Origin of the sequence: Pseudomonas sp. CFBP13508, assembly GCF_005233515.1 — a bacterium.
GTDB lineage: Bacteria > Pseudomonadota > Gammaproteobacteria > Pseudomonadales > Pseudomonadaceae > Aquipseudomonas > Aquipseudomonas mercuritolerans.
The window spans coordinates 291,860-304,527 of record NZ_QFZZ01000004.1; the positions used below are offsets into that span (position 1 = coordinate 291,860).

10 protein-coding genes are annotated in these 12,668 nt (G+C 60.0%); 1 reads left to right on the forward strand and 9 read right to left on the reverse strand.

Going from position 1 to position 12,668, the window contains the following annotated elements; translation table 11 throughout:
* Nucleotides 1-259: 259 nt before the first annotated feature.
* From aceA to PspCFBP13508_RS13520, 9 genes are all read right to left on the reverse strand, one after another.
* Nucleotides 260-1,585 carry an isocitrate lyase gene (aceA, locus tag PspCFBP13508_RS13480; RefSeq protein WP_003223815.1) on the reverse strand — a complete coding sequence of 442 codons (1,326 nt, stop codon included), beginning with the start codon at nt 1,583-1,585 and terminating at the stop codon, nt 260-262.
* Nucleotides 1,586-2,059: 474 nt separating this feature from the next.
* Nucleotides 2,060-2,821, reverse strand: a complete 762-nt coding sequence (locus PspCFBP13508_RS13485; protein ID WP_137214785.1) for a secretin N-terminal domain-containing protein — start codon at nt 2,819-2,821, stop codon at nt 2,060-2,062.
* A 243-nt stretch (nt 2,822-3,064) separates the two neighbouring features.
* A complete protein-coding gene (locus PspCFBP13508_RS13490) occupies nt 3,065-3,490 on the reverse strand; it encodes a GNAT family N-acetyltransferase (protein ID WP_025108996.1) in 426 nt (141 codons plus the stop codon).
* Nucleotides 3,483-4,652, reverse strand: coding sequence for a cupin domain-containing protein (locus PspCFBP13508_RS13495; RefSeq protein WP_130912657.1), 1,170 nt, complete (start codon nt 4,650-4,652; stop codon nt 3,483-3,485). The genes PspCFBP13508_RS13490 and PspCFBP13508_RS13495 overlap by 8 nt, the downstream gene beginning before the upstream one ends.
* A gap of 86 nt (nt 4,653-4,738) precedes the next feature.
* Entirely contained in the window at nt 4,739-6,109 is a 1,371-nt protein-coding gene (gene purB / locus PspCFBP13508_RS13500) for an adenylosuccinate lyase (protein ID WP_003223822.1), read from the reverse strand.
* Nucleotides 6,110-6,235: 126 nt separating this feature from the next.
* Nucleotides 6,236-6,859 carry a high frequency lysogenization protein HflD gene (hflD, locus tag PspCFBP13508_RS13505; RefSeq protein ID WP_130912656.1) on the reverse strand — a complete coding sequence of 208 codons (624 nt, stop codon included), beginning with the start codon at nt 6,857-6,859 and terminating at the stop codon, nt 6,236-6,238.
* Complete coding sequence (gene mnmA / locus PspCFBP13508_RS13510; RefSeq protein ID WP_137214786.1) at nt 6,856-7,980, reverse strand: tRNA 2-thiouridine(34) synthase MnmA; 1,125 nt, start codon at nt 7,978-7,980, stop codon at nt 6,856-6,858. Before mnmA ends, hflD begins: the two co-directional genes overlap by 4 nt.
* Nucleotides 7,981-8,039: 59 nt before the next feature.
* A complete protein-coding gene (locus tag PspCFBP13508_RS13515; RefSeq protein ID WP_137214787.1) occupies nt 8,040-8,486 on the reverse strand; it encodes an NUDIX hydrolase in 447 nt (148 codons plus the stop codon).
* Nucleotides 8,487-8,684: 198 nt separating this feature from the next.
* The gene (locus tag PspCFBP13508_RS13520; RefSeq protein WP_137214788.1) at nt 8,685-10,910 is read right to left on the reverse strand and encodes an NADP-dependent isocitrate dehydrogenase; all 2,226 of its coding nucleotides are present in this window, start codon (nt 10,908-10,910) and stop codon (nt 8,685-8,687) included.
* Nucleotides 10,911-11,391: 481 nt separating this feature from the next.
* On the opposite strand from PspCFBP13508_RS13520, the gene icd reads away from it, so the two are divergent.
* On the forward strand, nt 11,392-12,648 hold the full coding sequence (icd, locus tag PspCFBP13508_RS13525; protein WP_024013414.1) for an NADP-dependent isocitrate dehydrogenase: 1,257 nt from the start codon (nt 11,392-11,394) through the stop codon (nt 12,646-12,648).
* Nucleotides 12,649-12,668 lie beyond the last annotated feature (20 nt).

A 12,668-nucleotide genomic window follows, 5' to 3' on the forward strand; every position in this document is an offset into this window, starting at 1 on the left:
GCTTCAGATCAATGTTTCGTCTCGCGGCTGACGGTAGCCCTGTGGGAGCGAGCCTGCTCGCGAAAGCGAAGGATCAGCCTCCAGATGTGCAAGCTGACTTATCGCCTTCGCGAGCAGGCTCGCTCCCACAGGGGATTTGTAGTGTCTTTGAGATTCCCCAGGCAAAAAAACGCCCCGATCAAGTCGGGGCGTCAATTTTGCAGCTCTGCGGTTAGCTTTTATTCGATCCGCAGAGGCCGTTTGCTCAGGTGAAGCCGAATCAGTGGAACTGTTCTTCTTCGGTCGAACCGGTCAGCGCGGTCACCGAGGACGAGCCGCCCTGGATCACGGTGGTCATGTCGTCGAAGTAGCCAGTGCCCACTTCCTGCTGGTGCGCAACGAAGGTGTAACCCTTGGCGGCGTCAGCGAATTCCTGCTCTTGCAGCTTCACGTAGGCAGTCATGTCGTTGCGGGCGTAGTCGTGCGCCAGGTTGAACATGCTGTGCCACATGTTGTGAATGCCGGCCAGGGTGATGAACTGGTGCTTGTAGCCCATGGCGGACAGTTCGCGCTGGAACTTGGCGATGGTCGCGTCGTCCAGGTTCTTCTTCCAGTTGAAGGAAGGCGAGCAGTTGTACGACAGCAGCTGGTCCGGGTATTCCTTCTTGATCGCTTCAGCGAAGCGACGGGCTTCTTCCAGATCCGGTTTGGCGGTTTCGCACCAGATCAGATCGGCGTACGGCGCGTAAGCCAGGCCACGGGCGATCGCTTGATCCAGACCGGCACGTACCTTGTAGAAACCTTCCTGAGTACGCTCGCCGGTCACGAATGGCTGATCGTACGGGTCGCAGTCGGAAGTCAGCAGGTCAGCCGCGTTGGCGTCGGTGCGGGCCAGAATGATCGTTGGCGTGCCAGCGACGTCAGCGGCCAGACGGGCAGCGGTCAGCTTCTGTACGGCTTCCTGGGTTGGTACCAGAACCTTGCCGCCCATGTGCCCGCATTTCTTCACCGAAGCCAGTTGGTCTTCGAAGTGAACGCCGGCGGCGCCTGCTTCGATCATGCTCTTCATCAGCTCGTAGGCGTTGAGTACACCGCCGAAACCGGCTTCAGCATCCGCAACGATTGGCGCGAAGTAATCGATGTAGCCTTCATCGCCCGGGTTCTTGCCGGCTTTCCACTGGATCTGGTCGGCACGACGGAACGAGTTGTTGATGCGCTTGACCACGGTTGGCACCGAGTCCACCGGGTACAGCGACTGGTCCGGGTACATCGATTCTGCGGAGTTGTTGTCCGCAGCCACCTGCCAGCCGGACAGGTAGATCGCCTGGATACCGGCCTTGACCTGCTGAACAGCCTGGCCGCCAGTGAGGGCGCCCATGCAGTTGACGAAATCTTTCTCTGGACGGAAGGACGGCTTGGCACCCTGGGTGACCAGGTTCCACAGCTTCTCGGCGCCCATCTTCGCGAAGGTGTGCTCAGGCTGAACCGAGCCACGCAGGCGGACCACGTCGGCAGCGGAGTAAGTGCGAGTCACGCCTTTCCAGCGCGGGTTCTCGGCCCAGTCTTTTTCGAGGGCTGCAATTTGCTGTTCGCGTGTCAGTGCCATGGAGATAAACCTCGTCGCGTCTTTTATGAAAAGTTGTTCTGCGGTGGAAAATTCCTGCGCTCGCTGACCAGAAGCTTAGGTGGTCAAGTCGGATTCGGCGGGGTAGGCGACGGGATGAACGATGGGCTCGAGGGGAAGTGAGCAGGTAGTGGCGCGGTGCGGGCGCATTCCGGCGTCGTGGGCCTTTATACGGTCTGCAGCGTGAAGCCGGGTTACCTAAATACGCTTCCGTCCCTCGGGACAACTTCGTTCCAGTCGGCAACCTCGTCAAACACACCTTGTGGGCGGTACAGACACGAAACGGCTCGCGGGGTAGGTGCGAGCGGCGCTTCGAAGGCCCTTGCCAGGGCCTCTGATTAGCGGGAGCGAGGCCATCATGCCTTCGCTTTTTTTTCGCGTCAAACGTTTTGTAGTGCTTTTTTTCAGGCACTACATCTTTCGTCTAATACGACTAATCAGTCAGTTTTTGGTGCTTTAGTCCAGTGTGTCGACTTTCACCCGCAAGGTCATGTCATCACGGCCTTGAGTCGAGTAGCTGCGGGTCAGGCCCTGTTTATCGGCCTGAGTCTGGCTGTTGACGCCCGCCAGAGTGATCCACTCACCGAGGCGTCCGGTGACGGTTGTGTCGGTGCTTTGCACGTTCACTACATCGGGATGTTCCTGGCTCATACGGTCACGGTTGGTACTGATCGCCAGATGAACGGTTTCGCCGGTGACGCTGGCGGTGACGTAGAAACCCTGGGTGACGTTGCGGTATTGGGTCTCGCTGCTGTAACCGCCGTAGGAATCGCTCTGGGTGTTGGTGATCGGCACGCTCTGGCCAACCTGGATCAGCGCCGGAGTGCCTTCACTGGTCTGCACTTGCTGAACGCCGCCGTTGCGGCTGGTGGTGCTGCGGCTGATGATCCGGGTCTGGTTCGGCTGAGCGCCGTTGACTGAATAACCTTCGTCGCCACGGCCATTGTTTTCGTTGGTGTCGACGGTGATCAGCAAGCGCTTCGGTGCGGTATCGAGTTGCGCCAGCAGATCCTTCAACTCCTGAATCTTGCCCGGCTCGGCTTTGACGATCAGTTGGTTGCCGTAAGCGCTGACCTGGCCGTCCTGGCCGATGAAATCCTGCGCGACCGGCAGCATGTCGGCGCTGGTGTGGTATTTGAGGGGGACGATTTCTGTGGCTGCCAGCACCGAAAAACTGCAGCCGAGCAGCAGGGTGGTGAGCAGGGTGCGTAGGGACATGTCCGTTATCTCCGCGTTCGAAAGGCTTGATATTGCCAGTTTGTCGGCCCGGGGTGGGGCAAGTTGAATCGTAGACAGCAAAACGCCCCGGCATCCGAAAATGGCGGGGCGTTTTGTGGTGTGCTGGCGGGCCTCTTCGCGAGCAGGCTCGCTCCCACAGTAGATCTCCAGCGGACACAAATTGTGTGTCAGGCACAGATCCCCTGTGGGAGCGAGCCTGCTCGCGAAGGCCGCGCCGCGGTCTTAAGCCGAATGCCGAACCATATCGACATGCGGTATCCCGGCCTCAAGAAACTCTTCGCTGACCAGGCTGAAACCCAAACGCTCGTAGAACGCCGTGGCCTGCACCTGCGCGCTGAGCATTTGTTGCTTCAGGCCGCGCGCTTCAGCTTCGGCGATGACCGCTTGCATCAGCGCGTCACCGACCTTCATTCCGCGCCAGTCTTTGAGTACTGAAACCCGGCCGATGTGGCCGTCGGGCAACAGCCGCGCCGTGCCGATCGGGAAGTCGCCTTCGAACGCCAGAAAATGCACGGCGGTCGCGTCATCGGCGTCCCACTCAAGCTCGGGTGGCACCGATTGTTCGGCGATGAACACCGTTTCACGAATGCGCCGGATCTCGGCGATATCCTTCTGCCAGTCTGCGACACGAACGCGAATTTTATTCATCGGCGAACCCCAGGCTCCCTTGCTTGACCAGTTCGCAAAGCAGGCTGCGACCGTCTTCGTCGCTCAGCCACTCGCCGAGGTTGTCGGCGTGCAGGGCGTCAGCGGCGCAGATCAGCTTCAGCAGTTCGCGCAGCTTGCCCGGCAGGTAGCGGCTCTGGCCACTGGCGAACAGCAGCAGATCGTCGTCGACTTCCGACCAGGCCAGGCGCGCGCTCGGGTTGCGGATCAGCACGGCGCCGTCCTGCAGGGCGGCGAGGAAGTCATCTTCTTCGACGTCTTCCGGGCCGACCACCAGTTCCGGGTAGCGCGGCTCGGTCATGTACTGGCCGAACCAGGTCAGCAGCAGACGCTCATCGCTCATGTGCTCGGCGAGCAGGCTTTTCAGGCGATCCAGCGCATCGTGTTGAATCTGGTGCGGATCGACCGCCGGCTTGGCGTCGGCATCGGTGTAGCGTTCTTCGTCGGTCAGGAACTGGCTGAGGAAGTCGGTGAAGTGGGTCAGCACTTCAGCGGCGCTTGGCGCGCGGAAGCCGACCGAGTAGGTCATGCAGTTGTCGACCGCGACACCGCAATGGGCCAGGCGCGGCGGCAGGTAGAGCATGTCGCCCGGCTCCAGCACCCATTCTTCGGTCTCGTGGAATTCAGCGAGGATGCGCAGGTCGGCGTGTTGCAGCAGCGGGCTCTCGGAGTCGCACATCTGGCCGATTTTCCAGTTGCGCTTGCCGTGGCCCTGCAGCAGGAACACATCGTAGTTGTCGAAGTGCGGGCCGACGCTGCCACCCGGTGCGGCAAAGCTGATCATCACGTCATCGACGCGCCAGCTCGGCAGGAAGCGGAAGTTTTCCAGCAGTTCGCTGACTTCCGGCACGAACTGGTCAACCGCCTGCACCAGCAGGGTCCACTCTTTCTCTGGCAATTTGCTGAACTCGTCTTCGGCGAACGGGCCGCGACGCAGTTCCCACGGACGCTCGCCGTGCTCGATGACCAGGCGCGATTCGACTTCTTCTTCCAGGGCCAGGCCGGCCAGTTCGTCGGCGTCGATCGGGCTTTCGAAGTCAGGAATCGCCTGACGGATCAGCAGCGGTTTTTTCTGCCAGTAGTCACGCAGGAATTCGCGTGCTGTGAGGCCGCCCAGAAGTTGAAGAGGAATATCGGAATTCATATGTAACCTATTGAAAAAAAGCACTTTTCAGACGGGAATAAAAACGCCCGGCGCGGCCGGGCGTCTCAAACGGGGCAAACGGTCGATCAGATGCGTTTGGCTTGTGCCACTGCGTTGCCGATGTAGTTGGCCGGAGTCAGTTGCTTGAGCTCGGCTTTGGCTTCGGCTGGCATGTCCAGGCCATCGATGAAAGTCTGCAACGCTTCAGGGCTGATGCCCTTGCCACGGGTCAGTTCTTTCAGCTTTTCGTACGGGTTTTCGATGTTGTACCGACGCATCACGGTCTGGATCGGCTCGGCCAGTACTTCCCAGCAAGCGTCGAGGTCGGCGGCAATCTTCTGCTCGTTGAGCTCCAGTTTGCTGATGCCTTTGAGGCTGGCTTCGTATGCGATCACGCTGTGGGCGAAGCCGACACCGAGGTTGCGCAGGACGGTGGAGTCGGTCAGGTCGCGCTGCCAGCGGGAAATTGGCAGCTTGCTCGCCAGGTGCTGGAACAGTGCGTTGGCGATACCCAGGTTGCCTTCGGAGTTTTCGAAGTCGATCGGGTTGACCTTGTGCGGCATGGTCGACGAACCGATTTCGCCAGCGATGGTGCGCTGCTTGAAATAACCCAGGGAAATGTAGCCCCAGATGTCGCGGTCGAAGTCGATCAGGATGGTGTTGAAGCGCGCGATGGCGTCGAACAGCTCGGCGATGTAGTCGTGCGGTTCGATCTGCGTGGTGTACGGGTTGAAGCCCAGGCCCAGCTCGTCTTCGATGAAGGCGCGGGCGTTGGCTTCCCAGTCGATCTGCGGGTAGGCCGAGAGGTGCGCGTTGTAGTTGCCGACGGCGCCGTTGATCTTGCCCAGCAGCGGCACGGCAGCGACCTGAGCGATCTGGCGCTCGAGACGGTAAACCACGTTGGCCAGCTCTTTACCCAGAGTAGTCGGCGAAGCCGGCTGACCGTGGGTGCGCGACAGCATCGGCACGTCGGCGAAACGGATGGCCAGTTCGCGGATGGCGTTGGCGGTCTGGCGCATCAGCGGCAGCATCACGTCGTCACGGCCTTCACGCAGCATCAAGGCGTGGGACAGGTTGTTGATGTCTTCACTGGTGCAGGCAAAGTGGATGAATTCGCTGACCTTGGCCAGCTCCGGCAGCTTGGCCGCCTGCTCTTTGAGCAGGTATTCGATCGCTTTGACGTCGTGGTTGGTGGTGCGCTCGATCTCTTTGACGCGCTCGGCGTGCTCCAGCGAAAAGTTTTCCGCCAGTTCGTTGAGAACGGCGTTGGCCTCGGCGGAGAAGGCTGGCACTTCAGGGATGCCAGCATGGGCGGCCAGGCGCTGGAGCCAGCGCACTTCAACCAGAACGCGGGCACGGATCAGGCCGTACTCGCTGAAAATCGGGCGCAGGGCCTGGGTTTTGCCGGCGTAGCGGCCGTCAACAGGGGAAACCGCAGTGAGCGAAGAGAGCTGCATGGGGTGTTCTCGGACAGTCGGGCAACGAAATGGGGCGCGTATCATACATGAAAAAATCCGCCGGTCCGTCGCCAACTGACCGGCGTATTACGCGTTACAGACTACAAAGCCTTCATGACGCGGCGTTTACTCGCTGCGCATCAACGGATAAAGCTCTTTGAGCAGCTTGCGGCGGCTGATCACCAACTGCCAGCGATGACCACCGAGCTGACGCCACAGGCGCGCCGAGCGGATACCAGCGAGGAGCAGGGCGCGGATTTTCGAGGCATTGCTCGGCTGCTGCAGGTTGCGCATGTCGCCGTGCACCTGAATGCGCTGGCGCAGGGTGCTCAAAGTGTCCTGATACAACGCACCGCAAGCGGCGATGACGTTTTCGTGCGCAGGGCCAAAATGCTCCACCTGCGACTGAATCTGCGGCAGGCGCTTGGCAATCGTCTCGAGCATGTCGTCACGCTTGGCCAATTGCCGCTCCAGACCGAGCATCGACAGCGCGTAGCGCAACGGCTCGCGCTGCAAGGTGCTCGGATCGCGCTCCAGTGCGCCAATCAGCGCGCGATAACCCTCGCGCAGATTGATGTCGTCGCCGCCGTACACGTCCAGCGTATCTTTCGGATCCCGTACCAACAGGCTGCCGAGCATGCAGCTCAGGCCCGCTTCGTTGGTCTGGCCGGTCTTGGCGATGCGGTCGACCAGCACGGCGGCGAGAAACACACCGCCCAGCGCCGTCAGTTGCTCCTGAGTCGGGCTCATGCCTGGGCGCTCCACGGCTCGGCCACTTCGATCACGCCGCCGCCGAGGCAGATTTCACCGTCATAGAACACCACCGACTGGCCCGGCGTCACCGCGCGTTGCGGTTCGTCGAACACGGCGCGATAACCGTTGGCGGTTTTTTCCAGGGTGCAGGCCTGATCGCTCTGGCGATAGCGCACTTTCGCCGTCAGGCGCAGCGGCTGGCTCAGGTCGATCGGGTTGACCCAGTAGATTTCCGAAGCGAGCAGGGCGCTGGAGAACAGCCATGGATGGTTGTTGCCCTGACCGACGATCAGCTCGTTGGTCTGCAGATCCTTGCGCAGCACGTACCACGGCTCATCGCCGGCATCCTTCAAGCCGCCGATGCCGAGGCCCTGGCGCTGGCCGATGGTGTGGTACATCAAGCCGTGGTGACGGCCGATGACTTCGCCTTCGGTGGTCTTGATTTCGCCCGGTTGTGCCGGTAGGTACTGCTTGAGGAAGTCGCTGAAACGACGCTCGCCGATGAAGCAGATCCCGGTGGAATCCTTCTTCTTGGCGGTGGCCAGTTCGTATTTCTCGGCAATCGCGCGGACGTCAGGCTTTTCCAGTTCGCCGACCGGGAACAGGGTCTTGGCGATCTGTTCGCCGCCAACGGCGTGCAGGAAGTAGCTCTGATCCTTGTTCGGATCGATGCCCTTGAGCAGTTCGGTGCGGCCATCGATGTCGCGGCGGCGCACGTAGTGACCGGTGGCGATCAGGTCGGCGCCGAGCATCATCGCGTAGTCGAGGAACGCCTTGAACTTGATCTCGCGGTTGCACAGGATGTCCGGGTTCGGCGTGCGACCGGCCTTGTACTCGGCAAGGAAGTGCTCGAACACGTTGTCCCAGTACTCGGCCGCGAAGTTGGCGGTGTGCAGCTTGATGCCGATCTTGTCGCAGACAGCCTGAGCATCCGCCAGGTCGTCCATGGCGGTGCAGTATTCCGTTCCGTCGTCTTCTTCCCAGTTCTTCATGAACAGGCCTTCCACTTCATAACCCTGCTCGATCAGCAGAAGGGCAGAAACGGAAGAGTCCACGCCGCCGGACATGCCGACAATGACGCGCTTCTTGGATGTGTCAGAAGGGGCTGGATCACGCATAGGGGTTCAATGAGTGTCTTGGAAAAGGGCGCGATTCTATCAGGCTCGCGGCCGCAAGGCTAAAGAGAAGGGCGGATCAGTTCGAGGCTGAAGTGATGACCGGCCAGATAATCGTCGATGCAACGGATGATCAGCTCGCTGCGCCAGTTGTCGCGCTGGGCGATTAATTCTTCGCGGGTCAGCCACTTGGCGCCGACGATGCCGTCGTCGAGTTGGTAATCCGGGTGGTGCTGCACGGCTTTGGCGCTGAAGCATATGCGCTGGTAAGTCACGCCGTTGCTCGGTGCGGTGTACAGATAAATGCCGATCACGCCGGTGGGTTCGACGTCCCAACCGGTTTCTTCGAGGGTTTCGCGAATCGCCGCGTTGATCAGGGTTTCATCCGGATCGAGATGCCCGGCGGGCTGGTTGAGCACATTGCGCCCGCCTTTGTGCTCTTCGACCATCAGGAAACGGCCGTTGTCCTCGACGATGGTGGCGACGGTGATGTGGGGGAGCCATTCCATAAAACCTTCCTCAATATCCAGGTTAAAACCCGACCCCCTGTGGGAGCGAGCCTGCTCGCGAAAGCGGTGGGTCAGTCAACGAAGGTGCTGAATGATAAACCGCATTCGCGAGCAGGCTCGCTCCCACAAGGGATTTATGTTGTCAGTAAAAACACAAACCCCGGCACTCGGCCGGGGTTTGTTTACCGCATTACAACCTTAAACCAGCGCAGCAATCGCCGCGTTGAAGGTTGCGCTTGGGCGCATGGCCTTGCTGATCAGCTCGGCGTCGGCGTGGTAGTAACCGCCGATGTCGACTGGCTTGCCCTGAACGGCGTTGAGCTCGGCAACGATAGTTGCTTCGTTCTCGGTCAGGGTTTTGGCCAGAGTCGCGAACTGCGCTTGCAGTGCAGCGTCTTCAGTCTGGGCGGCCAGGGCCTGAGCCCAGTACATCGCCAGGTAGAAGTGGCTGCCGCGGTTGTCGATGTTGCCGACTTTGCGCGATGGCGACTTGTTGTTGTCGAGGAACTGGCCGGTGGCCTGGTCCAGGGTTTTCGACAGCACCAGTGCTTTCGGGTTGTTGTAGTTTACACCCAGATGCTCGAGGGAAGCGGCCAGGGCGAGGAACTCACCCAGCGAATCCCAGCGCAGGAAGTTTTCTTCAACCAGTTGCTGCACGTGCTTCGGAGCCGAACCGCCGGCGCCGGTTTCGAACAGACCACCGCCGTTCATCAGCGGCACGATCGACAGCATCTTGGCGCTGGTGCCCAGTTCCATGATCGGGAACAGGTCGGTCAGGTAGTCGCGCAGTACGTTACCGGTCACCGAAATGGTGTCCTTGCCTTCGCGGGTGCGCTTCAGGGTGTACTTCATCGCGTCGACTGGAGCCATGATCTGGATGTCCAGACCGCTGGTGTCGTGATCCTTCAGGTACGCCTGAACTTTCTCGATCACTACGCCATCGTGAGCGCGCATCGGGTCAAGCCAGAAGATCGCCGGCGTGCTGCTGGCGCGAGCACGGTTGACGGCCAGTTTGACCCAGTCCTGGATCGGCGCGTCTTTGGTCTGGCACATGCGGAAGATGTCGCCGGCTTCGACAGCCTGTTCCATCAGCAGCTTGCCTTTGCTGTCGGTGACGCGAACAACGCCGTCAGCCTTGATCTGGAAGGTCTTGTCGTGGGAGCCGTACTCTTCGGCTTTCTTCGCCATCAAACCGACGTTCGGCACGCTGCCCATGGTGGTCGGGTCGAAAGCGCCGTTGGCTTTGCAATCTTCGATCACGGCCTGGTAGATGGTCGCGTAGCAACGATCCGGGATCACAGCCTTGGTGTCGTGCAACTGACCGTCGGTGCCCCACATCTTGCCGGAGTCACGAATCATCGCTGGCATCGAGGCGTCAACGATGACGTCGCTCGGCACGTGCAGGTTGGTGATGCCTTTGTCGGAGTTGACCATCGCCAGCGACGGACGAACGGCGTAGACCGCTGCGATATCGGCTTCGATCTGCGCTTGCTGGTCGGCCGGCAGGGCCTTGATGCGCGCGTACAGATCGCCGATGCCGTTGTTCAGGTTGAAGCCGATCTGGTTCAGCACGTCAGCGTGCTTGGTCAGAGCGTCTTTATAGAACTCGGCAACGATCTGGCCGAACATGATCGGGTCGGAGACCTTCATCATGGTCGCTTTCAGGTGCACCGAGAGCAGCACGCCCTGGGCCTTGGCGCTTTCGATCTCGGCAGCGATGAACGCACGCAGGGCGTTTTTGCTCATCACGGCGCAGTCGAGGATCTCGCCGGCCTGAACGGTGGTTTTTTCTTTCAGAACGGTGGCAGCACCGTCCTTGGCGATCAGCTCGATCTTCACAGCGTCAGCGGCGTCGATCAGGACAGCTTTTTCGCTGCCGTAGAAATCGCCGGTGCTCATGTGCGCAACGTGGGACTTGGAGTCCTTGGCCCAGGCGCCCATTTTGTGCGGGTGCTTGCGCGCGTAGTTCTTCACCGACAGCGGAGCGCGGCGGTCGGAGTTGCCTTCGCGCAGAACCGGGTTCACGGCGCTGCCCTTGACCTTGTCGTAACGCGCCCGGGCGTCTTTTTCGGCGTCGCTGGTCACGGTTTCCGGATAGTCCGGCAGGTTGTAGCCCTGCGCCTGCAGCTCTTTGATCGCGGCTTGCAGTTGTGGCACCGAAGCACTGATGTTCGGCAGCTTGATGATGTTGGCTTCAGGCGTAACGGCCAGGTCGCCCAGTTCGGCGAGGTGGTCGGCTACGGCTTTGTCGCCCAGTTGCTCGGGGAAGCTTGCCAGGATGCGTGCTGCAAGAGAGATATCGCGGGTTTCCACGGCGATATCGGCCGAGGCGGTGTAAGCCTCGATGATCGGCAGCAGGGAATAGGTGGCGAGGGCAGGAGCTTCGTCGGTGAAGGTATAGATGATCTTCGAGCGGGTGGGCATATTCGGATTAACTCTCTCTTCTTTGCTAAAGCGTGCGCAGAAACTCGAGGGGCGCCGGGTAAGCGCGTTCGTTCAAAGTCATCCATGAACCGAATGTCGAGATTCTTCGCGGTGATGTTGGGTGCATCAGTAGAGCGTCAAGCAGTCAGGCTGCGGTAACAACCCGACCAATCAGGCGGAAAGTCTCGTGCTAGAGAGGCCAGCCGTCGTGACCCTGTGGTCAGCGGGCGGCATTATACATAGGTAGCTGGCAATCTGCCGATGGTTCATATGCAACGATTCTCGTCCATTGGTCTAAAGGTCGCAGGGCGCGACCGGGCAAAGACTCGTTACGAATGCTGGAGTTTGGCGCTTTTCCCTTTGCTTTCAGGCTTGTAGGAAACGAGATGTGCGCGGCGGCGGAACATAGGGTTTGCGTGTTGATTCAACTGGGTTACGCTCGAAGCAAGCCAGGTGTTCAATCCAAACAATGGAGTTCAGCATGGGTTACAAGAAGATTCAGGTTCCAGCCGTCGGTGACAAAATCACTGTCAATGCAGACCATTCTCTCAATGTTCCTGATAACCCGATCATCCCCTTCATCGAAGGTGACGGTATTGGTGTCGACATCAGTCCGGTGATGATCAAGGTTGTCGATGCTGCTGTTGAAAAGGCCTACGGCGGCAAGCGCAAGATTTCCTGGATGGAAGTCTACGCCGGCGAAAAAGCCACTCAGGTTTATGACCAGGACACCTGGCTGCCGCAGGAAACCCTCGACGCGGTCAAGGATTACGTGGTCTCCATCAAAGGCCCGCTGACCACTCCGGTCGGTGGCGGCATCCGCTCGCTGAACGTGGCCCTGCGTCAGCAACTCGACCTGTACGTCTGCCTGCGTCCGGTGCGCTGGTTCGAAGGCGTGCCGAGCCCGGTGAAAAAGCCCGGCGACGTCGACATGACCATCTTCCGCGAGAACTCCGAAGACATCTACGCCGGTATCGAATGGAAGGCCGGTTCGCCGGAAGCCACCAAGGTCATCAAATTCCTTAAAGAAGAAATGGGCGTTACCAAGATCCGTTTCGACGAAAACTGCGGCATCGGTGTCAAGCCGGTCTCCCGCGAGGGCACCAAGCGTCTGGCGCGCAAGGCTCTGCAATATGTAGTCGACAATGACCGCGATTCGCTGACCATCGTGCACAAAGGCAACATCATGAAGTTCACCGAGGGTGCCTTCAAGGAATGGGCCTACGAAGTGGCGGCCGAAGAGTTCGGCGCGACCCTGCTGGACGGCGGTCCGTGGATGCAGTTCAAGAACCCGAAAACCGGCAAGAACGTTGTGGTCAAGGACGCCATTGCCGACGCCATGCTCCAGCAGATCCTGCTGCGCCCGGCGGAATACGATGTGATCGCTACGCTTAACCTCAACGGTGACTACCTGTCCGACGCGCTGGCGGCGGAAGTGGGTGGTATCGGTATTGCGCCGGGTGCCAACCTGTCCGACACCGTAGCGATGTTCGAAGCGACCCACGGTACTGCGCCGAAGTATGCCGGCAAGGACCAGGTCAACCCGGGCTCGCTGATTCTCTCGGCCGAGATGATGCTGCGTCATATGGGCTGGACGGAAGCGGCGGACCTGATCATCAAGGGCACCAACGGTGCGATCGGCGCCAAGACTGTTACTTATGATTTCGAGCGTTTGATGGATGGGGCCAAGCTGGTTTCGTCTTCCGGGTTCGGGGATGCGTTGATTTCGCATATGTAAAAGTCGCAGGCACGCAAAAA